This is a genomic window from Sulfuriferula sp. GW1, from assembly GCF_047300855.1.
Taxonomy (GTDB): Bacteria; Pseudomonadota; Gammaproteobacteria; order Burkholderiales; family Sulfuriferulaceae; genus Sulfuriferula.
The window spans coordinates 1,444,265-1,468,044 of record NZ_CP170197.1 but is presented as its reverse complement, the minus strand read 5'-3'; the positions used below and the strand labels follow the sequence as shown (position 1 = coordinate 1,468,044).

The 23,780-nt window shown below is 57.0% G+C and carries 23 protein-coding genes and 1 tRNA gene; 14 read left to right on the top strand and 10 right to left on the bottom strand.

The genetic code is table 11. The features are described 5' to 3' along the window. Positions 1-35: 35 nt before the first annotated feature. The gene (gene cphA, locus ACFDAU_RS07295) at positions 36-2,609 is read left to right on the top strand and encodes a cyanophycin synthetase (RefSeq protein ID WP_413439309.1); all 2,574 of its coding nucleotides are present in this window, start codon (positions 36-38) and stop codon (positions 2,607-2,609) included. Between the two features lie 20 nt (positions 2,610-2,629). Here cphA and cueR read toward each other — a convergent pair whose 3' ends face one another. Together cueR and ACFDAU_RS07285 are read right to left on the bottom strand one after the other, a co-directional pair. Continuing rightward, the gene (cueR, locus tag ACFDAU_RS07290) at positions 2,630-3,034 is read right to left on the bottom strand and encodes a Cu(I)-responsive transcriptional regulator (protein ID WP_413439522.1); all 405 of its coding nucleotides are present in this window, start codon (positions 3,032-3,034) and stop codon (positions 2,630-2,632) included. A gap of 14 nt (positions 3,035-3,048) precedes the next feature. After that, positions 3,049-5,469 carry a heavy metal translocating P-type ATPase gene (locus tag ACFDAU_RS07285; RefSeq protein ID WP_413439308.1) on the bottom strand — a complete coding sequence of 807 codons (2,421 nt, stop codon included), beginning with the start codon at positions 5,467-5,469 and terminating at the stop codon, positions 3,049-3,051. A 265-nt stretch (positions 5,470-5,734) separates the two neighbouring features. On the opposite strand from ACFDAU_RS07285, the gene ACFDAU_RS07280 reads away from it, so the two are divergent. Both ACFDAU_RS07280 and ACFDAU_RS07275 read left to right on the top strand, forming a co-directional pair. Further along, complete coding sequence (locus ACFDAU_RS07280; RefSeq protein ID WP_413439307.1) at positions 5,735-6,547, top strand: class I SAM-dependent methyltransferase; 813 nt, start codon at positions 5,735-5,737, stop codon at positions 6,545-6,547. Between the two features lie 46 nt (positions 6,548-6,593). After that, on the top strand, positions 6,594-8,633 hold the full coding sequence (locus tag ACFDAU_RS07275; RefSeq protein WP_413439306.1) for a thioredoxin domain-containing protein: 2,040 nt from the start codon (positions 6,594-6,596) through the stop codon (positions 8,631-8,633). Between the two features lie 230 nt (positions 8,634-8,863). Here ACFDAU_RS07275 and ACFDAU_RS07270 read toward each other — a convergent pair whose 3' ends face one another. The 5 genes from ACFDAU_RS07270 to ACFDAU_RS07250 all read right to left on the bottom strand — a co-directional run bounded on the left by ACFDAU_RS07270 (position 8,864) and on the right by ACFDAU_RS07250 (position 11,021). Continuing rightward, a complete protein-coding gene (locus ACFDAU_RS07270) occupies positions 8,864-9,256 on the bottom strand; it encodes a carboxymuconolactone decarboxylase family protein (protein ID WP_413439305.1) in 393 nt (130 codons plus the stop codon). A gap of 44 nt (positions 9,257-9,300) precedes the next feature. Beyond that, a complete protein-coding gene (locus ACFDAU_RS07265; protein ID WP_413439304.1) occupies positions 9,301-9,711 on the bottom strand; it encodes a YybH family protein in 411 nt (136 codons plus the stop codon). A 4-nt stretch (positions 9,712-9,715) separates the two neighbouring features. Then, positions 9,716-10,108 carry a rhodanese-like domain-containing protein gene (locus tag ACFDAU_RS07260; RefSeq protein WP_413439303.1) on the bottom strand — a complete coding sequence of 131 codons (393 nt, stop codon included), beginning with the start codon at positions 10,106-10,108 and terminating at the stop codon, positions 9,716-9,718. Between the two features lie 78 nt (positions 10,109-10,186). Beyond that, a complete protein-coding gene (locus ACFDAU_RS07255) occupies positions 10,187-10,567 on the bottom strand; it encodes a hypothetical protein (RefSeq protein ID WP_413439302.1) in 381 nt (126 codons plus the stop codon). A 25-nt stretch (positions 10,568-10,592) separates the two neighbouring features. Continuing rightward, positions 10,593-11,021: a hypothetical protein gene (locus ACFDAU_RS07250; RefSeq protein WP_413439301.1), complete on the bottom strand. Its 429-nt coding sequence runs from the start codon at positions 11,019-11,021 to the stop codon at positions 10,593-10,595. Positions 11,022-11,358: 337 nt separating this feature from the next. Between ACFDAU_RS07250 and ACFDAU_RS07245 the strand changes: the two genes are divergently transcribed. Continuing rightward, positions 11,359-11,559 (top strand): heavy-metal-associated domain-containing protein, encoded by a 201-nt coding sequence (locus ACFDAU_RS07245; protein ID WP_413439300.1) that lies wholly within the window; start codon positions 11,359-11,361, stop codon positions 11,557-11,559. On the opposite strand, the gene ACFDAU_RS07240 is transcribed toward ACFDAU_RS07245, so the two are convergent. Both ACFDAU_RS07240 and uvrB read right to left on the bottom strand, forming a co-directional pair. Then, positions 11,535-12,413, bottom strand: a complete 879-nt coding sequence (locus tag ACFDAU_RS07240; protein WP_413439298.1) for an alpha/beta hydrolase — start codon at positions 12,411-12,413, stop codon at positions 11,535-11,537. The two genes, ACFDAU_RS07245 and ACFDAU_RS07240, sit on opposite strands and share 25 nt — an antisense overlap. Positions 12,414-12,580: 167 nt before the next feature. After that, entirely contained in the window at positions 12,581-14,608 is a 2,028-nt protein-coding gene (gene uvrB, locus ACFDAU_RS07235; protein WP_413439521.1) for an excinuclease ABC subunit UvrB, read from the bottom strand. A 79-nt stretch (positions 14,609-14,687) separates the two neighbouring features. Between uvrB and ACFDAU_RS07230 the strand changes: the two genes are divergently transcribed. Further along, the gene (locus ACFDAU_RS07230; protein WP_413439297.1) at positions 14,688-15,881 is read left to right on the top strand and encodes a pyridoxal phosphate-dependent aminotransferase; all 1,194 of its coding nucleotides are present in this window, start codon (positions 14,688-14,690) and stop codon (positions 15,879-15,881) included. A 67-nt stretch (positions 15,882-15,948) separates the two neighbouring features. Here the strand turns inward: ACFDAU_RS07230 and ACFDAU_RS07225 are convergent, their stop codons facing one another. Next, complete coding sequence (locus ACFDAU_RS07225) at positions 15,949-17,193, bottom strand: OmpP1/FadL family transporter (RefSeq protein ID WP_413439296.1); 1,245 nt, start codon at positions 17,191-17,193, stop codon at positions 15,949-15,951. A gap of 219 nt (positions 17,194-17,412) precedes the next feature. On the opposite strand from ACFDAU_RS07225, the gene ACFDAU_RS07220 reads away from it, so the two are divergent. From ACFDAU_RS07220 to ACFDAU_RS07180, 9 genes are all read left to right on the top strand, one after another. Then, positions 17,413-17,488 (top strand) — tRNA-Asn (locus tag ACFDAU_RS07220). A gap of 116 nt (positions 17,489-17,604) precedes the next feature. Continuing rightward, complete coding sequence (locus ACFDAU_RS07215; protein ID WP_413439295.1) at positions 17,605-17,871, top strand: ArsR family transcriptional regulator; 267 nt, start codon at positions 17,605-17,607, stop codon at positions 17,869-17,871. 190 nt (positions 17,872-18,061) lie between these two features. After that, positions 18,062-18,595, top strand: a complete 534-nt coding sequence (locus ACFDAU_RS07210) for a hypothetical protein (RefSeq protein WP_413439294.1) — start codon at positions 18,062-18,064, stop codon at positions 18,593-18,595. 218 nt (positions 18,596-18,813) lie between these two features. Further along, positions 18,814-19,116: a GIY-YIG nuclease family protein gene (locus ACFDAU_RS07205; protein WP_413439293.1), complete on the top strand. Its 303-nt coding sequence runs from the start codon at positions 18,814-18,816 to the stop codon at positions 19,114-19,116. 185 nt (positions 19,117-19,301) lie between these two features. Continuing rightward, a complete protein-coding gene (locus ACFDAU_RS07200; RefSeq protein ID WP_413439292.1) occupies positions 19,302-20,207 on the top strand; it encodes a recombination-associated protein RdgC in 906 nt (301 codons plus the stop codon). Positions 20,208-20,273: 66 nt separating this feature from the next. Next, positions 20,274-21,053 (top strand): ferritin-like domain-containing protein, encoded by a 780-nt coding sequence (locus ACFDAU_RS07195; RefSeq protein ID WP_413439291.1) that lies wholly within the window; start codon positions 20,274-20,276, stop codon positions 21,051-21,053. A 460-nt stretch (positions 21,054-21,513) separates the two neighbouring features. Then, positions 21,514-22,029: a universal stress protein gene (locus ACFDAU_RS07190; RefSeq protein ID WP_124705694.1), complete on the top strand. Its 516-nt coding sequence runs from the start codon at positions 21,514-21,516 to the stop codon at positions 22,027-22,029. A gap of 30 nt (positions 22,030-22,059) precedes the next feature. Next, positions 22,060-22,986: a sulfite exporter TauE/SafE family protein gene (locus ACFDAU_RS07185; RefSeq protein ID WP_413439290.1), complete on the top strand. Its 927-nt coding sequence runs from the start codon at positions 22,060-22,062 to the stop codon at positions 22,984-22,986. Then, entirely contained in the window at positions 22,983-23,741 is a 759-nt protein-coding gene (locus ACFDAU_RS07180; protein WP_413439289.1) for a TIGR02186 family protein, read from the top strand. Before ACFDAU_RS07185 ends, ACFDAU_RS07180 begins: the two co-directional genes overlap by 4 nt. The last annotated feature ends 39 nt before the right edge of the window (positions 23,742-23,780 follow it).

Here is a 23,780-nt window from a genome sequence, read left to right as displayed (position 1 = left end):
ATAAACGTCCACAAAAACCAAAGGAACACCGGCCCATGGAAGTCACACGCATCCGCGCACTGCGCGGCCCCAATTTGTGGAGCAGACACACCAGCCTCGAAGCGCTGGTGCGCTGCTCGGCCGAAGAGTGCCACGTTACCCGGATGTCGGGCCTGGAAGCGCGGCTGCGCGCGCGTTTCCCGGAAATCGGCGCACTGCGTTCCATCGGCGACGAAGGGGAAATTTCTATTGCGCATGCTCTCGCTTTCGCCGTCCTCGGCTTGCAGGCACAGGCAGGTTGCCCGGTCACCTTCATGCATATTGCGCAAACAGTGGAATCCGGGCTCTACCAGGTTGTCGTTGAATACACGGAAGAAGCCGTTGGCAGGCTTGCCTTCGAACTCGGCGAAGCGCTGTGTCGCGCCGCCGCAGAAAACCAGCCGTTTGATCTGGATGCCGCCCTGTTCCGGCTGCATGAACTGGACGAAGATGTTCGCCTCGGACCCAGCACCGCAGCCATTGTTCAGGCCGCAGTCACGCGCGGCATTCCGTACCGCCGCCTTACCGATGGCAGCCTGGTGCAGTTCGGCTGGGGCAGCCGCCAGCGCCGCATCCAGGCTGCCGAAACCGACCACAGCAGCGCCATTGCCGAATCCATCGCGCAGGATAAGGAGCTCACCAAAAAACTGTTGCAGGCTGCCGGCGTTCCGGTGTCTGTCGGCCGCTCCGTATCGGATAAAGACGACGCCTGGGCAGCCGCCTGCGCAATCGGCCTGCCGGTAGTGGTCAAGCCACGCGATGGCAACCAGGGCAAGGGAGTTACCGTAAACATCGTCACGCGCGATCATCTTGACATCGCTTATGCGGCAGCGGCCGAAATCAGCAGCGAAGTGATGGTGGAAGGCTTTATTCACGGTCATGATCATCGCCTGTTCGTGGTTGGAAAACATGTCATTGCTGCAGCCCGACGCGAACCACCGCATGTAATCGGCGATGGCATCCACAGCGTGCGCATGCTCGTGGATCAGATCAACAGCGATCCGCGCCGCAGCGAGGGACATGCAACCTCGCTGAGCAGGATTCATCTTGACGACATCGCCGTGGCACGTCTGGCAGTTCAGGGCATGAATCCGGATTCAGTGCCCAGCAAGGGAGAGCACGTCACGCTGCGCAATAATGCCAACCTGAGCACCGGGGGTACCGCTACCGATGTCACCGACGACGTGCATCCGGAAGTCGCGGCCCGTGCTGTGGAAGCTGCGCAAATGATCGGACTCGATATCTGCGGTGTGGATGTGGTGTGCGAAAGCGTGCACAAGCCCCTCGAAGAACAAGGCGGCGGCATTGTCGAAGTCAACGCTGCGCCCGGCTTGCGCATGCACCTCAATCCTTCCTTCGGCAAGGGACGCCCGGTCGGCGAAGCCATTATCTCGGCAATGTTCGCGGATGGCGACAACGGCCGTATTCCACTGGTGGCAGTGGCCGGAACCAACGGCAAGACCACCACGGTGCGTCTGATTGCCCACATGCTTACCCTCAGCGGCAAGCGCGTGGGGATGACCAATTCCGACGGCGTCTACATCGAGCGGCGCCGCATCGACAGCGGCGATTGCAGCGGCCCTAAGAGTGCCCGTAACGTGCTGCTTCATCCCGACGTCGATGCCGCAGTGCTCGAAACCGCGCGCGGCGGCATACTGCGCGAAGGACTGGCATTTGACCACTGCGATGTCGCAGTGGTCACGAATATCGGCAGGGGTGATCATCTCGGCCTCAACTACATCACCACGGTGGCTGACCTGGCCGTGGTCAAGCGTGTCATTGTTCAGAACGTCGCACCGAACGGCACTGCCGTATTGAACGCAGCCGACCCGATGGTCGTGCAAATGGCTGCATACTGTCCCGGCTCGGTGATATTTTTCGCGCGCGACATGTTGCATCCCGTCATCGCGACGCACCGTGCACAGGGTCACCGAGCGGTCTTTGTTAACGCGGACGCGATCGTCGCAATCCAGGGCCGCTCTGAATGCCGTATTCCGCTTGCCGAAATTCCCCTTACCCGCAACGGCAGCATCGGTTTTCAGATTGAAAATGCTATGGCTGCCATCGCTGCCGCCTGGGCGCTGGGTGTCCCCTGGGAAACCATCTGCGCCGGGTTGGGCAGCTTCATCAACGACGCGGCCACTGCGCCGGGGCGATTCAATGTGTTCAACTATCGCGGCGCGACCCTGATCGCCGATTACGGTCACAATCCCGACGCCATACTCGCGCTGGTGAAAGCGATAGAAACCATGCCGGCGAAGCGCCGCCTGGTGGTGATTAGCGGCGCAGGCGACCGGCGCGATGAGGATATCCGGCAGCAGACCCAAATTCTGGGTGACGCTTTTGATGAAGTGATCCTGTATCAGGACCAGTGCCAGCGCGGCCGCGCCGATGGAGAAGTACTGGCCCTGCTGCGCGAAGGGCTTACCGGAGCGAAGCGGGCCGTTGCCGTCGACGCGATCAATGGCGAATTCTCCGCGATTGATAATGCGCTTGCGCGGCTCTCACCTGGCGACCTGTGCCTGATCCTGATCGATCAGGTCGATGAGGCGCTGGCGCATATTGCCCAGCGCATCGCCGAAGCACGCTGATCTGCCTGTCGTCTGCGGAGCTACGGCGCCGCCAGCCCATCCAGTATCGGGCAGTCCGGACGCTCATCACCGTGGCAATGCCTGGCGAGACGTTCCAGCGTGGCCTTCATGGCCTGCATTTCGCGGATTTTTTCATCCAGTTCCTGAATGTGCTGCAATGCGATGTTTTTCACTTCCCGGCTGGGACGCGTGCGGTTTTGCCACAGACTCAGCAGCACGGAAATCTGCTTCATCGAGAAACCGAGATTGCGCGCCTGTTTGATGAAGCGCAGGGTGTGGATATCGCGCTCCGAATAAGTGCGATAACCGGAAAAGCTACGTGCAGGTTTGGCGATCAAACCGATGGCTTCGTAATGGCGGATCATCTTGGCGGAAACACCGGAAGCTTGCGCGGCACAGCCGATATTGGTGGATGTGGTATCCATATTCATGTCTCCCATCAATCCTGATTGCTCTGTCCGGCAGGCCGCCAGCGCCGCAGCAACAACGCATTGGACACCACGCTGAAACTGCTGAACGCCATGGCCGCCCCGGCGATCACCGGATTGAGCAGGCCGAATGCCGCCAGCGGGATACCGATCAGGTTATAGATAAACGCCCAGAATAAATTCTGGCGGATTTTACGATATGTCCTGCGCGAAATATCGAGCGTATCCGCTACAAGCCGGGGGTCACCACGCATCAATGTGACGCCGGCGGTATGCATGGCCACATCGGTGCCGGTGACCATGGCGATCCCCACATCCGCAGCAGCCAGCGCCGGTGCATCGTTGATCCCGTCGCCCACCATCGCCACGACCGTGCCGTCGGCTTTCAAAGCGCTTATCGCCAGCGCTTTGTCGGCAGGCAGGATTTCGGCTTTGAATTCATCTATGCCCAGCGCCTGCGCAACGGCTGCGGCGCTGCCCGGGTTATCACCGGTCAGCATCACGGTGCGCACGCCTTGTGCCTGCAGCTGGGCAATGGCGGCTTGTGCCAAAGGCTTGATGGTGTCGCCAAAGGCCAGCAGGGCAAGCAAGGTGGTCTGCCCGTCCTGGTTTTGCGCTAGCCAGGACACGCTGCGCCCGGCTTGTTCGTGGCGGGCAGCGCTGGCGGCGAGCGCGGCGGTGTCGATTCCCAGATTCTGCATCAGGCGGCTGCTGCCTAGAGACAAGGTGACGCTGTCGATTTGCGCTTCTATCCCCAGGCCGGGCAGCGCCTTGACTGTACTGGCGCCCGGCAAGGCCAAGCCCGTGGCGGCGGCAGCTCGCATTACTGCGCGCGCCAGCGGATGTTCGCTGCCCTGCTGTACACCCGCTGCCAGACGCAGCATGTCATCGGCGTTTCCCGTTGCCGGTTCCAGTGCAACCAGATCGGGGTGGCCAACGGTGAGCGTGCCAGTCTTGTCAAACGCCACACAACGCACCGCATGCGCCACTTCCAGCGCTTCGGCGTCCTTGATCAGGATGCCGTAACGCGCAGCAACGCCCGTGCCGACCATGATGGCCGTCGGCGTTGCCAGACCCAGCGCGCACGGGCAGGCGATGACCAGTACCGCAACCGCGTTCAGCAATGCCTGTTGCCAGTCACCCGTGCTAAAACCCCAGCCCAGCAAGGTGACCAGCGCGATGACCAGCACCACCGGCACAAACACCTCGCTCACCTTGTCCACCAGTCGCTGGATCGGCGCCTTGGCTGCCTGTGCGTTTTCCACCATGCGGATGATGCGCGCCAGCGTGGTTTCCGCACCTACCGCCAGGGTTTCCACCAGCAGCAGACCATCGCCATTCACCGAGCCGCCGGTGACATGGGCATCGGGGCCTTTGCTGAGCGGCAGGCTCTCGCCGGTGATCAGCGATTCGTCCACCTCGCTGTGGCCTTCGCGTATCGCACCATCCACGGCGATGCGCTCGCCCGGACGCACCACGACCATGTCGCCGACCTGCACGCTAGCGACCGCAACTTCGACATCTACGCCATCGCGGCGCACTCGGGCAGTATCCGGGCGCAGCGCCTGCAATGCGCGAATGGCGGCGGCAGTCTCGCGCTTGGCGCGAGTTTCCAGCCATTTACCCAGCAACACCAGCGTGATCACCACGGCGGATGCCTCGAAATATAGGTGTTGCATGGCATGACCAGCCGGCACAAACAGCAGGTAAACCGACAGTCCATACGCTGCCGAGGTCCCCAGCGCCACCAGCAAATCCATGTTGCCGGCACCCGCCTTGACTGCCTTCCATCCGGCGCGATAGAAACGCCCGCCGAGCCAGAATTGCACCGGCGTCGCCAGCGCCCACTGCACCCAACCGGGCAAAGCCCAGTGCTGCCCGAATAGCAAGCCGAACATCTGCGCAATCAATGGCAAACTCAATGCTGTCGACAGCGCCACCGGCCACCATTCCGGCAGGTGCGATGGCTTTGTCTGACTGCTGGCATCCCCAGTCACTGCCGCCACTTCATAACCTGCGCTGCGTACGGCCTGCTGCAAGGCCCCTTGCGAGATGCCAGCATTGGCCATGACACGCGCCTGCTCGGTCGCCAGATTGACCGACACCGAGCGTACGCCCGGCACCTTGCCCAGCGCTTTTTCCACGCGTCCCACACAGGAGGCGCAGGTCATGCCCTGGATGCCGATGTTGATTTCCTGTACTGCGACTTCATAGCCGGCCTGTTGCACCGCCGCCACCAGATCGGCCGTGGAGACATCCGGACTGGCGGTGATGCTGGCCTGCTCGGTGGCAAGATTCACGCTGACGTCGCTGACTCCGGGTACTTTGCGCAAACCTTTTTCCACGCGTGTCACGCACGAGGCACAGGTCATGCCGGTAATTTGCAGGCGCTGTTCCTGTGTAGGCTGTTGCGCTGGGCTTGTAGCTGCCATGACCAACTCCTGATAGTGGCTAATGGGCTCATGTTAAACCTTACCATAATGGGAGAGTCCAGTATTTTTCTCGCGGCTGGCTTTCGGCATTCTTGATCAGTTCATCGACGGCTATAATGGAAACGTCCATGCTTAATGGTGTTGATAAACGATCAGGCGAGCCTGATGGATCATTTGCCCTGTTCCGCTCAGTCATTCAACACACCTCCAAGGCCAGTCATGGACTCCACCCACTTTCACCACATGGCGCGAAGCAGGTAATCCTATGGATATCCAACAACGTAAGCAGATGATTAGAGATACGTTCGATACGGTAGCCGAGGATTACGATCATCCCTCGTTACGTTTTTTCCAGGAAACAGCGCAGCGAATGCTGGATTATCTTGCCCCTGAACCGGCTGCTCGCTGTCTGGATGTGGCTACCGGCACCGGCATGGTGGCACTTGAAGCGGCACAGCGTTTGCCAGCCGGTTCCATCATCGGTATTGACCTGTCCAGCGGCATGTTGCGCCAGGCACAAGCCAAGGCACAGGCCCGGAATTTACACAATGTCACCTTCCTCCAGATGGATCTGGATGAAATGGATTTTGCCAATGACCAATTCGATATGGTTACCTGTAGTTTCGGGCTGTTTTTTATTGATGATATGGAAGACGCAATGCGCCGCCTTGCGCGCACCGTAAAACCCGGCGGACAAATTGCCATCAGCTGCTTCATGGAAACAGCTTTTTCGCCATTCTCTCCGGCCTTCTTGTCTTTGTATGAAGATTTTGGAAAGCATGTTCCGCCTCTATCTTGGAAACGTTTGGCCGATGCCTCGGTTATCGAAAATGTTTATCGTGAAGCGGGCATCACAGACATTACCTTGCACCATGAACCGCTGGGTTATGCGCTGCAATCTGAACAGCAATGGTGGGATATTGTCTGGAACGCCGGTTTCCGCGGGCTGCTCAAGCAGTTGAGCGAAAAAGAGCTTGCGGCATTCAAGGAACAGCATCTGGACAGGGTTCGCACACTGTTGCGCAATGGGGAAACCTGGCTGGATACCAGTGTCACAATCGCTGTGGGAAGAAAATAAGCAATCTAGTTCGCCCAACTGTTCCATATATCTTATCGAGCTGACCATGACCAACCGACTTGCACAGGAAACCAGCCCTTATTTACAACAGCACGCTGAGAATCCCGTCGACTGGTATCCGTGGGGTGAAGAAGCGCTGCGCCTCGCCCGCGAGCAGAACAAGCCGATCCTGCTGTCGGTCGGCTATTCCGCCTGCCACTGGTGCCATGTGATGGCGCATGAATCGTTCGAAGATGCCGAAGTCGCCGCGGTGATGAATGAGCATTTCATCAATATCAAGGTGGACCGCGAAGAGCGCCCCGACCTCGACCACATCTACCAGACCGCCCATTACATGCTGACCCAGCGCAACGGAGGCTGGCCGCTGACGCTGTTTTTGACACCGGACCAGACCCCCTTTTTCGGCGGCACCTATTTCCCCAAACAGGCGCGTCACAACCTGCCCGGCTTTATATCCTTGATGGAGCGCGTGACCGAAATCTATCGCACGCGCCAGCAGGATATCGCCGCCCAGAATGCCTCGCTGCTGGAAGCGTTCGACACCACCCTGCCCGCACGCCCACAAGACCAGATCAGCTTCAGCGCAGCGCCGCTGAACAATGCCTGCAGCGCATTGCAGCAATCTTTCGACCCGATCCATGGCGGCTTTGGCAACGCGCCCAAATTTCCGCGCCCGACGGATATGGAATTTCTGCTCAGGCATGCGGCGCGCGACGGCGACCACAACGCACGCCACATGGCGCTGCATACCCTGCGCAAAATGGCGGACGGCGGCATCTACGACCAGTTGGGCGGCGGCTTTTGCCGCTACAGCGTGGACGAACGCTGGGCCATCCCCCACTTCGAAAAAATGCTGTACGACAATGGCCCGCTGCTGGCGTTGTACACCGATGCCTGTGTGCTGACCGGCGAGGCCTCGTTCCAGCGCGTAGTGCACGGCATCGCAGGCTGGGTAATGCGCGAGATGCAGGCACCGCAGGGAGGCTACTATTCCAGTCTGGACGCAGACTCCGAACACGAAGAAGGCAAGTTTTATGTGTGGACGCCGGAGCAGGTTCGCAGCCTGCTGAGCGAGGAGGAATACGCCATTGCCATGCCCTACTATGGGCTGGATCAGCCGCCGAATTTCGAGAACAAGCACTGGAACCTAACTGTTGCCCAGCCTTTGTCCGTCATTGCAGAGGCATGCCAGCAGCCGTTGGAGCATGTTGAGATACTGCTCGCCAGTGCGCAACAAAAACTGTTCACCGCACGCGCCAGCCGGGTACGTCCGGGGCGCGACGAAAAAATCCTGGTGAGCTGGAACGCGCTGATGATCAAAGGCATGGCGCGCGCCGGGAGAATGCTGGATGAGCCGGCATGGATTGCCTCGGCGCAGCGGGCGGTCGATTTCATCCATGCCGACATGTGGCAGAACGGCCGTCTGCTGGCGACGAGCAAGGACGGCAAGGCGCATCTGAATGCCTATCTGGACGACTACGCATTCATGCTCGACGCCTTGCTGGAATTGCTGCAGGCGCAGTTCCGCCTGGCTGATCTGGAATTTGCGCACGCACTCGCCGACGTGCTGCTGGAACAATTCGAGGATAGCCAGGCGGGCGGATTCTTCTTCACAAGCCACGACCACGAACAGCTCATCCATCGCCCCAAACCCGGCCATGACAATGCCATGCCGTCGGGCAACGGCATCGCCGCCTTCGCCCTGCAGCGCCTCGGCTATCTGCTGGGGGAAGTGCGTTACCTCGATGCCGCCGAGCGCACGCTGGCGCTTTATTATCCTGCGCTAATGCACCAGCCAGCGGGCTACACCAGTCTGTTAATGACCCTGCAGGAACATCTCACCCCGTCGCAAATCATTATCCTGCGCAGCGCGCCGGGGCAAAGCGACGCTTGGCGCCGCCAGCTGTTCCGGCACTATGCGCCGGACAAGCTGATCCTGGCGCTGGAAGGCGAGCTGCCTGGACTTCCCGAGGCGCTGGCGAAACCCCTGTCGCCAGGCATCAGCGCCTATATCTGCCAGGGCACGCAATGCTTGCCGCCGGTCGACGATTGCCAGAAATTGCTGGCGGCGTGTTTAAATCTTTAAACGGCGATTTGTCCACGAAATACACGAAAGGCACGAAAAACAAATCAATATATTGATATTGCATTGATCAAGTCATTCACCCATTCGGTGAAGATCTACAGTTTGTGTCTTTGTATTTTCGTGCCTTTCGTGCCTTTCGTGTATTTCGTGAACTAACTGCTGTTCCAGGTTCATTACGAACGGGCCAACAGGCTGCGCCGGCATGAAGGGTTAAACCGGCATTCCTATGGTCAATTGGATTGCCCCGCATTATCTCGCTCCGCAAACACCTCTTTGGCGGCAAAAATGCCATTCAATGCGGCGGGGAATCCCGCATAAACTGCCATTTGTATCATGATTTCCACTATTTCCTGTCGCGTGCAGCCGACGTTGAGCGCCCCATGAATGTGGACTTTGAGCTGTGGCTGCGCATTGCCTAATGCGGCGAGTGCCGCAACCGTAGCGATTTCACGCTCTTTCAGGGAAAGCACGCCGCGGGAATAAACATCTCCGAAAGGAAACTCGATCGTGTAGCGGGCAAGATCAGGCGCGATGTCTTTCAGTGCTTCAATTACCCGTTCGCCGGCCTGACCGTCAATTTCCTTGAGCTTTTCCCAGCCGCGTTTATAACGATCGGATTCCATGAGTCACTCCTGATGTGCTGTTAATCGGCATGCGTCTGTGTACATCAACCCGTAGAACGCCGCATGTTCAGAACGTCAGCGCCATAAGAATTGTCAATCAGACAACGCCAATCCCCATCTTCAGACTTCCTGAAAACATAGGTAGGCTGCCTTTCCATAGAAACGGTAGATGATTCCCTCCCTTCTGCAGTCAGCTTCAGATTGCAGACAACCAGCGCTACACCACCACCTTCTATGATATGGAAGTCTCTCTGGGTTACCACCAGACCCTGGTTGAAGAAATCGAAAATGGTTTTGAATGCCTTGGCTATTTCCGACCTACCCCGAGCAAGACGCCCGGGTTCAATGACCAGCGTTGCGTCCTCCTCATAGAAATCCATGAGTGCAGCCAGGTTCCGCTGGTTAATCGCTTGGTCGGCGCGTTCAATTGCGTCAATGAGTTCATGTTTATTCATGATACTAATCGCAGCCACAGGTAGTGGCTTTGGCGCCCTCCGCACTACCTTCTGTTTTGTGGCCATCTCTTTTCCACCAATCCAGACCGCCAATGAGTTCTTTAACGCGAAAACCAAGCTTTGTCATGTTTAGTGCGCCTTTGGTTGAGGCATTGCAGCCAATGCCATCGCAGTAGACAACTACCGTGGCGTCTCGGTCAATATATTGGGTTGTTTCGACGCACATATTCCGGTGGGGAATATTGATGGCTCCGGGTATATGCTCTTTTTGACATGCCTCGGACGAGCGCGCATCAATAACCAGAATATTCTCACCAGATTCCATAGCAACTTTCAGATCCCAAGAGTCGATCTCAAAAGCGAGTTTTCTCTCATAGAATTCCATCTGTTCATCCATGGCTTGATTCTCCCAGAATGGTGTCGATTACATCCGCTGGCTTGTGCTTGAGAAACATAGGGTAAGCCAGCAGACAGATCATCGATCGATGATGACAGTTCCCTGGTGATACACGATCTTCCAATCGAGACCGGATCGCCGCCAGATGGTAGACCGACGCGTCATTCGTTCACCCTGAAGGAGCGTATAGGTGACGAGGTAATTGTCGGCAGCGATCTCGATGCAGTGAAAATCCTTCGCCTCCCAGCTATCATCGGTCGGGTTCGCGGAACGCTGCTCCAGCACATCCAAGATGTACTCCCGACTATAACGACGGCCTGAAGCGCCGACTTCCCAAAACATGGCATCCGTCATCCTCTCGAAATCGAGACGCGTCGTTCCAAATTCGGAGCGATGGAAAATGGGCTCCCGTTGCATGAGTTCTTGCATAACATCCAAAAGCTTCGGGTCAGTAATCAAAACGGGCTCCATATTTGACATGAAATCAGGCCTCGTTTTTAGCATTGGCAGCACTCAGCCGCGCCTGCACTTCAAACCGATTGTCCCAATACGGATTGTTTCCGCACACCCACTGGTAGAGACTTGAAGCGGGATAGGCAAGGAAAAAGAACAAACCCCAACGCTCGTATTGCCTTACGTGTTCATGCTCGTGAGCACGCAAATGCTCAAGGTTGTGCTCGGTTAGGCCGATGACGACGTGGCCGAAGGTTATGGCACAAAATGGCAGCCTATTCAGCAGGCTGAAACCGAGCTTCTCCTGCTGCGACAACGCGATTTCAAGCACGCCGCAAACGCTATGAGCCTTGGCTCCGGCAAGGAGCAGAGGTGCCGCGAGAACCAAGCCCACCACCGAGCATGGCGCCCCCCAGATATAGCGCAACAGACGATGGAGAAACTTCGTGGCGTTAGGCATGGGCGATGAGCCACCAAAGGAATAAATGGCGACGCGTTCTGTTGCGGCGTCTCTCCAGAACCAGATCAGGCCGGGAAATGGGCACGCGTTTACAACAGATCCAACTATTCTCCACCACCACCGCCATCGCCACCTCCGACACTTTCGCCGTAACCATCATCACTCATTGCTTGATGCACAATCAAATTTTAACTCTCTCGCCCATACATCCAGGCTAAAGATCGACAATATCTACTCTACAGTTGCTATACCGGCTTCTGATTCCGTGCAGCTTGACCTTCCCATGCATGGAAGGTTTATATTGCTAACTTACCAACCAATATAGACGGAGTAAGCCATGATCGAATTTAAAGTTGATGACATGACCTGCGGACACTGCGCTGGCGTAATTACCAAAGCGGTCGCTGCGGTGGATGCGAAAGCCAAGGTAGCCATTGATATCCCCAACCACACGGTACGCATTGACGGCAGCACCCTGCAACAGGCGATTCAGGATGCGATTACCGAGGCGGGCTATACCCCGGTTCTGGTCGCCTGATTCAGAAACGCCAGCAGTTTGTCGGCGTGGCGTTCCAGTTCAGCGGAAGAATCATGTTCACCCGGCAGGATCAGCAATTGCGCGGCGTCGCTGCGCCGTTGTGCATGGATTTCCCGGGCCTCGCTGACCGGGATAATGGTGTCGTCGCTGCCATGAACCAATAGCACCGGGCAACGGATTTGAGTAATGGTGTGGCGCGGCGCGATGGCATCGAAGCGATGACCGATGATGCGCTGCACATAGCGCATGACATACCAGCCGAGCGGCATGTAGGGCACGTGACGGGCGGCCAGAAAACGCCGCATCATGCTGGCCGGGTGCGAAAACGCTGCAACGCTGATCACAGCAGCAATATCCTTGCGGCGTGATGCCGCCAGCAGTACCGCGCCGGCGCCGACCGAGTGCCCGAGCACGGCGATGTTTGCCGCATCCACCCCCGGTTGCTGTACCAACCATGCCAGCGCGCAATCCAGGTCTTCGGCAAAGCGCGGCAACGAAGCAAAGTTATCGTCATCGCTGCGTCCATGACAGCGCGCATCGAATAACAGCACCGCATATCCCGCCTGATTCAGCGGTGCCGCCACCGGCAGCATCATCTCGGCATTGCTGCCCCAGCCATGCAGCACCGCCACTGCCGGGGCGCGTGCGTTATCGGGCGCTGGGATATACCAGCCGAACAATTGTTTGTTGCGCACAGCGGGGATGGAAACGGTCTGGTAAGCCAGGCCGCGTTGTGCGGGCGAGCCCTGCTCGGGGATGCGCGGCGCGCGCAGGCTGTGGCGGATCAGCCAGTTTAAGCCCGCAATGACAAGCGCGATTGCCAGCAGGGTGAACACAAGCAATGCGAGCGACATGCCTGATTCAGTCTAAAAACCGCGTTTCAAGCCACTGGGGACACAGAGACAAAGCGGATTCCGCATCTTTTGCAGGCTCACCTGATGGGCGAAGTGAAAATTTACGGTAAGCAATGGTTTTTCTCCGTGAACGCTGTGTTCTCAGTGGCTAACTGATTTTTTCAGGTTCAGTCGTGTTCCTCAACCCCGAACAGCGCCAGCTTGAGCTTCCTTAACTGGTCGCGCAGCTCGGCCGCGCGTTCGAATTCGAGATTTCTGGCAGCCGTCAGCATCTCCTTTTCGATACGCTTGAGATCGCGGGTGAGGGTCTTTTCGTCCATCGCCTTGTAGCTGGCCAGGTTTTGCGCGGCCTTGAGTTCCTGACGCGCGCTGTCCATGTCGTACACGCCATCGATGATGTCCTTGATGCGCTTGACCACGCCGCGCGGGGTAATGCCGTGCTCCAGATTAAATGCAATCTGCTTGTTGCGGCGGCGTTCGGTTTCATCCATCGCGCGTCGCATCGAGTTGGTGATGCGGTCGGCGTACAGAATGGCGCGGCCGTTCAGGTGACGCGCGGCGCGGCCGATGGTCTGGATCAATGAACGTTCGGAACGCAGAAAGCCTTCCTTGTCTGCATCGAGAATGGCCACCAGCGAGACTTCCGGAATATCCAGCCCTTCGCGCAGCAGGTTGATGCCCACCAGCACGTCGAATAATCCCAGGCGCAGGTCGCGGATGATTTCCACGCGCTCCACGGTGTCAATGTCGGAGTGCAGGTAGCGCACCTTGATGCCGTGCTCGGCCAGATAGTCAGTGAGGTCTTCCGACATGCGCTTGGTCAGCGTCGTCACCAGCACGCGCTCGCCCAGTGCCACGCGCAGGTTGATCTCGGACAGCACATCGTCCACCTGGCTGGTCGCCGGACGCACCTCGATCTGCGGATCCACCAATCCAGTGGGACGCACCACCTGTTCCACTACCTGGCCCTGATGCTGCTGCTCGTAATCCGCCGGAGTGGCCGATATGAACACGGTCTGGCGCATCACCCGCTCGAATTCATCGAAGCGCAGCGGCCGGTTGTCCATGGCCGAAGGCAGACGGAAGCCGTAATTGACCAGATTTTCCTTGCGCGCACGATCACCCTTGTACATGCCGCCGATCTGCGGGATGGTGACGTGGGATTCGTCGATAAACATCAACGCATGCGGTGGCAGGTAGTCGATCAGCGTCGGCGGCGGCTCGCCCGGTTTGCGCCCGGACAAGTGGCGCGAGTAGTTTTCGATGCCCTTGCAGAAGCCCAGCTCGTTCATCATTTCCAGATCGAAGCGGGTGCGCTGCTCCAGGCGCTGGGCTTCCACCAGCTTGTTTTCCTTGTAATAAAATTCCAGGCGCTCGCGCAACTCGATCTTGATCGCCTCGATGGCGCGCAGCGTGGTGCTGCGTGGCGTGACGTAGTGGCTGGACGGATACACCGTAAAACGCGCCAGCTTGTGCAGGATATGGCCGGTGAGCGGGTCGAACAGGGTGATGGATTCCACCTCGTCGTCGAACAGCGAGACGCGCACCGCATGTTCCGCGCTTTCCGCCGGAAAAATGTCGAGCACATCGCCGCGCACGCGGAACACGCCGCGCTTGAATTCGATCTCGTTACGCTCGTATTGCATGGCGATGAGGCGTTGAATGGCGTCGCGCTGGCCCAGCTTTTCGCCCTGGTGCAAGTGCAGGATCATGCCGTGGTAATCGACCGGATCGCCGATACCGTAGATGGCGGAAACCGTTGCCACGATCACGCTGTCGTCGCGCTCCAGCAGGGCCTTGGTAGCCGACAGGCGCATCTGCTCGATGTGCTCGTTGATGCTGGAATCTTTTTCGATGAACAGGTCGCGCGCCGGCACGTAGGCCTCGGGCTGATAGTAGTCGTAATAGGAAACAAAATACTCGACCGAGTTTTCCGGGAAAAACTCGCGCATCTCCGAATACAGCTGCGCCGCCAGCGTCTTGTTGGGCGCCATGACGATGGCCGGACGCCCGAGCCGCGCGATCACGTTGGCCATGGTGTAGGTCTTGCCCGAGCCGGTCACGCCGAGCAGGGTCTGGAATGCCAGGCCGTCGTTGATACCTTCCACCAGTTTTTCAATGGCTTCAGGTTGGTCGCCGGCAGGCAAAAACGGCTGGTGCAAACGGAATGGACTATTGGGAAAAGTGGCAATCACAGGTAAAATTCGCGCTTTCATGTAGCCTAACTTACATTACATCCTAACACGCCCGTTGCACCCACCCTAAGGACCCAAGTTGGAACTCTCGAAGCGCGTACAGGCCATCAAGCCCTCCCCCACCCTTGCGGTCACCGCCCGCGCAGCCAAATTAAAAGCGGAAGGCAAGGACATCATCGGCCTCGGCGCAGGTGAACCCGATTTCGACACCCCGCAACATATCAAGGATGCGGCAGTCGGCGCCATTGCCCGTGGTTTCACCAAATACACCGCTGTGGGCGGCACCCCGTCCCTGAAGCAGGCAGTCATCAACAAGTTCAAGCGCGACAACGGGCTGGACTACACCGCCAAACAGATTCTGGTGTCATGTGGGGGCAAGCAGAGCTTTTTCAACCTGGTGCAGGCGCTGATCAACCCCGGCGATGAGGTCATCATTCCCGCGCCATACTGGGTTTCCTATCCCGATATCGTGATTCTGGCCGGCGGCAAACCGGTCATCGTCGAAGCCGGCATTGAGCAGGGCTTCAAGATTACACCCGAGCAACTGCAGGCGGCGCTCAACGCCAATACCCGGCTGGTGGTGCTCAACAGCCCCAGCAACCCGAGCGGTGCGGTATACAATCTGGCCGAACTGACCGCGCTGGGTGAAGTATTGCGACGCCATCCGCAGGCCATCATCGCCACCGACGACATGTATGAACACATCCTGTTGCAGGATGCGCCGTTCGTGAACATCCTCAACGCCTGTCCGGATCTCTACCCGCGCACCATGGTGCTCAACGGGGTATCCAAGGCCTATGCCATGACCGGTTGGCGCATCGGTTATTGCGCCGGACCGGAAACGTTGATTACGGCGATGGAAAACGTTCAGTCGCAGTCCACTTCCAATCCCACCTCGATTTCGCAAGTGGCGGCCGAAGCTGCGCTGAACGGCGACCAGAGCTGCATCCAGCCGATGCTGACAGCCTTCCGCGAGCGCCATGAATACGTGGTGGCAGCGCTCAATGCTATCCCCGGCATGAATTGCCTCTCTGCGGGGGGCGCCTTTTACGCTTTTCCGGATGTGCGTGACGCAATTTCATGGGCGCACGCGCAAGGCAAAATCAAACAATCCACTGATGTCGCTTTCTGCGAATTCCTGCTGGAACACGCCGGCGTGGCCGTGGTGCCCGGCTCCGCGTTCGGCGCGGAAGGTTATATTCGGCTGTCTTTTGCCACGTCCATGGACAATCTCAAAGCTGCGCTGGAGCGCATTCACAAACTCCTCACTTGAAACCGTATCCGTATCGCAGCATGAAAAAGGCCGGTCACCCGGCCTTTTTTATTCCACGTCCGACTGTTTAAAAGCGATGGTTATATTGCACGCTGAGGATATCGACGCTGTTGTCGTACGTTCCCACCAATTTGCCGGTGCTCGCGTTGCCCATATTGATAGAGGAACTGTTGACAAAGATGTGGGTGTAACCGGCATCCACCGAAGCCGCGCTGGAAAGCTTGTAGCTTGCCCCGACCGACAGCCAGGTACGATTGGCGTCCGGAATGCGTGCGGTACGGTATGAGTCCGATACCGGCGACTGATCATAGGCAATTCCGCCACGCAGCTTGAGTTTGTCGGTGGCCTGGTAGTTGGCGCCCACCGAATAACGCAACGTGTCATCCCAGTTTTCCGGGGTAGTCGGCGCTACCAGTTGGCCATTGTCACGCACGATGCTCAACTCCTTGAACCGGCTCCAGCGCGTCCAGGTCACGTCGCACATTACCGCCCATTGCGGGTTGATCTGGCGAAAACCGCTCAAGGAAACCGTTTCCGGCAAGGTGATTTCCGCACTGATCGTCCCATTCGGCGCGGGCACGCCGCCGCTGAAGGTCACATCTCCTTCCAGTTTGTGGCGCACATCCGAACGGTAGGCCAGACCAAAGCGCGTTGCCGGATCCAGTTCGTACAACACCCCCAGATTGTAGCCCACACTCCAGTCGTCACCCTTCACCTGTGCCAGGCCTTCGGCCACGCCCAGGTTGACTGCATTGGTGAGCTCCGCCTTGATGTATTGCGCATCCAGACCCGCACCCAGGGACAACTTATCATTGATCTTGTAGGCCAGCGAAGGATTGATATTGACGGTTTGCAACTCCGACTTGATCGCCTGAAAACGCCCCATCCAGCCCGGGTCATATTCAGTCTTGAGGCCGAACGGCGAGGAAATACCCACACCCGCACGTAATTGCGGGCTCAATTCCGCCACGTAATAAAAATTGGGCACTGCAGCCCAGTAACCTGCATCGCCGCCAGTATTACCCAGCGAACGTCCAGGTGCTGATGTACTGGCCGTATTGGAAAATTCAATCGAGGGCTTGATCGCATGCAGTACCAGCGACATCTGCTGACCAGACAAGCGCGTCATCCCGGCCGGGTTAAAAAACAAAGTGCTGGCATCCTCTGCACTGGCTGCACCACCCGCAAATGCATTGCCCAAGCCACTGGCGCTCTCCTCAATCAACGCAAATCCGGATGCTGCCGCAAGATTGGCCGTCGTTAGTCCGAACCCGCTTATCAATGCTGCTATTACAATTTTTTTAATCGTCATTTTCTCAACCCGATCTCATGAATTTGATGCACATGAAAGGCAATGCGCCAAGCCTTGATCCACCATCGCAGAAGTATACCCTCGGTACCACTTGATTTTGACAATCAAATGACGGCACCAAGCAGTTTTTAAGACACGCATCTTAACAAGATAGACATAGCAAACGCATAACACAGTTGACCAAATGCCCTGCTTACTTTAACATTCGCGCTTCTCAATTCCCTGATAGCTCAGTTGGTAGAGCGACGGACTGTTAATCCGCAGGTCCCTGGTTCGAGTCCAGGTCGGGGAGCCAAAACACAAGCGCTTAGGCCATTCTTCGGATTGGCCTTTTTGCTTTTCCGAGTGTTCTGTATTGACTCGAGGCTCCACCTTGGGTCACACGCTCATCCACACGTCTAAGGAACCGACATGCAGGCAGACCAAGTTCTAAACCACTTGAAAAAACATGGGCAACTTCTCGACTTGGAGATCGCGTCAGCAACCGGGATTGCACTGGCTCAAGTGCGCAAGACACTGGCTGACTTAACAACGCGGGGAGAAATATCCCAGTGCAGCGTCACCCACTTCTATGGCAACAAGCGTGTTGATGGTTTTCAGTGCAGGATTTCGGGCTATGTGCCGCCCGTCGCACCAGGTCGAAAGGCCGGGCCTACCAAAAACGTCTCATCAGACTAGAAACGAGGCAGCCATTGCAGATATGCCGGAGTGAAGCGTATCTACGCCCCTGACCGCCAGCGACGATGAGTTCAAGGACGAACTCGGACGCAAGACGTTTTCACTCGAAGCAGTCCAGGAGTCCAGCGGGTGATCCCTTCAGCAAGGGGTGATCCCAGTGGGTTTCAACCAATATTAAGGAGCAATACCAGTGACCAACGCACAACGCCGAGCCGCCGCCGCCCGCATGGCTGAAATGAATCCGTTAAACGACAGCAAGCCTGAACCAACGCCCAGCAACGCGTTCTGCCCTCATGAGGCAGGCGCGTATTACCTCACTGACGTGGGTACTGTCAGCAACACGATCAATCTGTTTTCCAAAGACCTCAAGCCGCCTGTTCACACCTACGGCATCATCACTGTTGATTTTGATCTGGATCCTGAGACTGGCAAATGGATCTGGTTTGATGGTGAGAAAAATCAATCCCCGCGCAAGAATCAGGATGGTTGGCGTCTTGGCAGCAGGAAGTTATATGACACACGCGAAGGCGCAGAGGCCGAGCTTCAGCGCGAGATGGTCAAAAACGGTGACCGGGTGACCAAGGTGCATGACCTGCCCGACGATATGACTGCGCTGAAAAAGATGCGTAGCGCCCACCATCCAGACCGCAACTCCGATGCTGATCAGGATCTCTATCAGGCAGTTGTCGAGAAGCTGGACAGGATGCGCTCGGTGAGTCAGTGAACCGTACCAAAGCCTGACCCACACAACCCACCTTTCCCCGGTGGGTTCTTATTCACAGTGAAACTGAATCGCACCACTTCTCCACCATTCTCCCCAGGTAGAAACAGAATTTAAGCCTCGGAGTGGCTTTTTTGCGTTTCGGTATCGGTCATCCAGCATGTTAAAGTCAGCGAGTGCCATCTGCCGGCACCCTGCAATCAATTTTTAATGGGACGGGCATGTCTGGTTTGGCCCAATTTCGCAATACAACCAGCACACAGCAGCCCACACCTATCGTGGCCGAGTGGTACGTCTATATCCTCCAGTGCGCAGATCGCACCCTCTACACCGGTGTGACCACCGATATCACCGCACGCGTCGTCAACCACAACGCTGGCAAAGGTGCCAAATACACGCGTAGCAGGTTACCGGCGGTGCTGGTGTATCAAGAGAAAGCCAGTGATCACGGAGCAGCGCTCAGACGCGAACATGCCATTAAGCAAATGCGTGCGGAGGAAAAGCGGCGGTTATTTCTAGTGTAGGGTGGCAAGATGTCAACCATGCTTGGGCGAACGTGCTTCCCGTGATCCCCTTGAGGGCGGTACCAGCGCTCTGGGTATGAGTATGAGTACGCCTGATCAATTTTCGATGCACCCCTGGATTTCTGGCTGTCTCCATTTGTCGGCTGGACGGGCTGTATAATCGCCACTTTTTTTGAGCACCCGCCATGTGGTTTAAAAACATCTTCGTTTATCGCCTTGCCACTGACTGGGCCATGAGCGCCACGACCCTGGAAGAGAAACTCTCCCTTCACCCGCTTCAGGCATGTGCTGGCCTGGACAAGCAGAGTCGGGGATGGGTTTCCTGTCATGGGGATGATCGCCTGGTCCACGCATCAAATCGGCAGATGCTGATTACGCTTGGCGTAGAGCAGAAATTGCTGCCTGCCTCCATCGTCAACCAGTTTGCCAAGGATCGTGTCGCTGATCTGGAAGCGCAGCAGTGCTACCGCATTGGGCGCAAGGAGAAGAAGGAGATCAAGGAGCGGGTCACCGAAGAGCTTCTCCCGCGCGCGTTTGCGCATCGGCGCATGACCTATGTGTGGATTGATCCGGTCAATGGCTGGCTGGTTGTGGATGCCGCCTCCCCGGCCAAGGCGGATGAAGCGCTGGAATTGCTGGGAAAGACGCTGGATGACCTGCCACTCAAACTGTTGCATACACAGCGCTCTCCCGTCGCGGCAATGACGGACTGGCTCGCCGGCGGCGAATCGCCCGCTGGTTTCACCATCGACCGTGAACTGGAGCTCCGCTCCAGCGATGCTGGCAAGGCCACGGTGCGCTATGTCCGGCATGATCTGGAGGGCGATGAAATCCGTGCGCACATTGCCGCCGGCAAGACGGCCACCCGGCTGGGAATGACCTGGAATGACCGGATTTCCTTCGTGTTGACCGAACAACTCCAGATCAAGCGGCTCGACTTTCTGGACATCATCAAGGAACAGGCCGGGGCCCAGGCAGAGTCAGCAGACGAGATGTTCGACCTCGACTTCACCCTGATGACCGGGGAACTGGCCAGGATGCTGGCCGATCTGGTCGATGCGCTCGGCGGCGAAAATCCGCAACAACCCTGACTTGAGTTGCGCGTGAATTCCTCTTGCATACATGAGCTCGGTCCTCAGCCAGCAGAATTGCGTCAGATGGCGCTGTTCTGGTTGGCCGAGCCGGATGTCGCCCGCAAAGTCGAGAGGGTGGCGCTTCTGGCGCAAGCATGGATAGCCGGCAACGTCGTGCTGGATGCGCATGCCAAGTTGTCGCCACGATCCCCGCTACCCGGCCAACCGGATAAGCCGGAACAGGTGGCGCCGCGCCTGGTTAAACATCGCTCAATGAATACGCCAGAGGGGCGCGCGGTATTGATCCATGCGTTGGCGCATATCGAATTCAATGCCATCAACCTGGCACTGGATGCCATTTGGCGATTCGCCGATATGCCGCCTGCGTATTACGCTGACTGGCTGCAGGTGGCGAAGGAGGAAGCGCTGCATTTCACGCTGCTGAGCAAGCACTTGCAAAGCCAAGGCCACGCCTACGGCGATTTCCCGGCGCATAACAGCTTATGGGAAATGGCTGCCAAAACCCAGGGCGATATTCTGGCCCGCATCGCGCTGGTGCCACGCACCATGGAGGCGCGCGGATTGGACGCTTCACCACCCGTACGTGCCAAACTCGCGCAGGCGGGTGATATGGCCGCCGCTGCGATCCTCGATATCATCCTGCATGATGAAATTGGTCATGTCGGTATCGGCAACCGCTGGTATGGCTGGCTGTGCGAGCAGCGCGGCCTGGATCCGATCACCACCTACGCCCGCCTGGCCGCTGAGTACCGGGCACCGGTCATGCGCGGCCCATTCAATCTCGAAGCACGACGCGCAGCAGGTTTCAGTGAGATTGAATTGGCTGCGTTGGGACGGTCATGAACAAACTGGGCTGATGCCCTCGGAATAGTATGGGACGTCCTGTTGCAGTGAACCAGCAAGCTCAATTTGGTCTATAGCCTCTCACCACTGCATTCAAGGGCAAAATCAATGTGATGACGATGTCGTGGCACACGATGATCGAGTTCGAGGAGCAGCTGATGGGTAGCGTCATCAGCGGCCGCGACTTCCGCTTCATTTTTCATCTGTTGCGCCATTTCTGCGCCACTGGGTCTCCTGCCAGGCTGCTGCGGTGTCACACCTCCGCAAGCGTGCTCAGCCAAGTCCGGTACCAAAGTATTATCAACTCGCATATCCGCTGCCTCACATACACCGTATTTGTGTGTAAAATACACAGCTGTTTGCCGCCCTGGCGCCGCCAGGGTTGACTTCAAAAGACCTCATCCTTGCCAATGGACTTATCAGGTTTCGCAAGGAAATCCCTCCAGGAGAGATACCAGACATGACTTCTACGGGAACGATTCTCGTCGCTATCGACGGCTCCAAGAATTCCATCATTGCAGCGGGGGCCGCAGCCCAAATGGCTAAAATGCTTAATGCCCATCTTGGCCTGCTACATGTCCTCGATTCTCCACCCTTCGCTTTCTGGGCGGGTGTCCAGGAACAGATGAAAGATGATATCCGGCACCAGGCTGAGGCCACGCTGAAAGACATCTCCGAGAAAATCAGCGCAAGCTGCCATATCATTCCCGAGTTCTACCTTATGGATGGTGTGCCCGAAGAAGAAATTCTGCGCGTCGTCAATAAAGATGAAAAAATTCTTATGGTGGTCATCGGACGCGCAGGCATTGCCACCGAGAAAAAAGCCCATCCCAGCCTTAGAAAAGCTTCTGGTCGTCTGGGTATGCGACTTTCGGAATTGTTGCCTATTCCGGTGGTAATTATTCCTCCTGATATTGCACTCAACCGGATTTGCCCGGATATGGCTTCCAAGGCTGGCGAATCCGATAAAGCATAGATCAAATTTAAAATAACAGGCATACAGCTTATGGACATTTTCCTTCCTATCGCACACATGGATGTCAACCTCTGGTTGATCCTGTTTTTTGGCGGCATTGTCGGATTTCTTTCAGGCCTGGTCGGTGTTGGTGGCGGTTTTCTGATTACCCCCCTGCTCATCTTCGTGGGTGTACCGCCCATCGTTGCAGTCGCCACCGGCGCAGCACAGATCGCAGGCACGTCGGCGGGTGGCAGCTACGCCCACTGGCGCCTGGGAAATATTGACTTCAAAATGGGGATTTTCCTGCTTTGTGGTAGCTGGATAGGCGGTGGTGGCGGCGTTTACCTCGCCAAACTGTTACAGGAGAGCGGACAGTTCGGCAACATTGTGACTTTTCTGTATGTCGGCCTGCTCGGCTTCATTGGTTCCAGCATGCTGCTCGAATCCATCAGTGCAATCCGGCATGCCGGCAAACCGGTCAAGAAAAAAGAGGACGGCCTTGGTGCCAGGATTGCCATATGGCTGGAAAATCTGCCTGGTCAGATGGATTTTCCGGCTTCACAGCTGCGCGCCTCGGTAATTCTTATTTTCATTTTGGGCGCTGCCGTAGGCGTACTGACATCACTGATGGGCGTCGGCGGGGGGTTCGTCATGGTACCAGTGATGATTTATATGCTCAAAATGCCCACTAAAGTTGTCGTCGGTACGTCGCTATTCCAGCTGCTCTTCACGACGGCTGCCGTGGCGGTCATGCAAGCGGGCGTCAATCACGCGGTGGATCCGTTCCTGGCCCTGATTCTTATTTTCGGTTCGGCTTTTGGTACGCAATGGGGTACAAAAATTGGCATGCGGCTTCCGGGTGAGAAACTGCGGCTGATCCTGGCTCTTGTGGTTGTCGCTGTAGCCTTGAAAATGCTGATTGGGCTATTGATTACTCCCCATGAAGTTTACTCCATGACGAGGTCTGCAGTATGAAGCACTTTACCCTGGCTGTCGCTTTTATGGCTTTCTTGCTGCAAGCTACTTTTTCAGCAGCCGAAGACAATCTCATCACCCAGCTCGACTCGGATCACGTCGACATCACCGCTCATTTTACCGGGGAGCAAATACTGGTATTTGGTGCCATTGCCAACAAAGGCGACGTAATCATCAAGGTGACCTCGCCGGCACAAAGCGTGGCCATGTCGCAGAAAGTACAAAGCGGACCGATTTGGCTCGATAGCGGAAATATTACTGTCAAAAACACACCGGGCATCATGTACCTGCTGTCCAGCCACCCCATCGTTCAGATTGTGGCGCCGCAGGAATTGAAAAAATATGGCTTAAGCCTGGAAAGCGGGTTGGAAGGCAGCGCGCTTGAGGGATCGACGCACGGCATGGAAGACTGGCGGACGGCTTTTTTACGGCTCAAGCAATCCAAAAAATATTACAAGGAATTCGATAACGCCGTGGCGGTAGTCGGTGGACGACTTTTCTTTTCCAAACTTACCCTGCCAGCCAAGCTGCCTTTGGGTGAATATAAGCTGGATACGTATCTGGTGCGGGATGGAAAAGTCACGGCCCACCAATACAGCAAGCTGGAAGTGCGCCAGGTGCAATCAGAATTATGGGTGTCCAATTTTGCCCATCAAAGTCCCTGGGTATATGGGGTTTCATTCACACTTCTGGCCATCGCCATAGGTTTGGGGCTGGGCATCATGCTACGTCGCAACAGCAATACAGACGATTGATTGTGCGGATGGCAAGCAAGCTTTGCCAGACTGCGACGA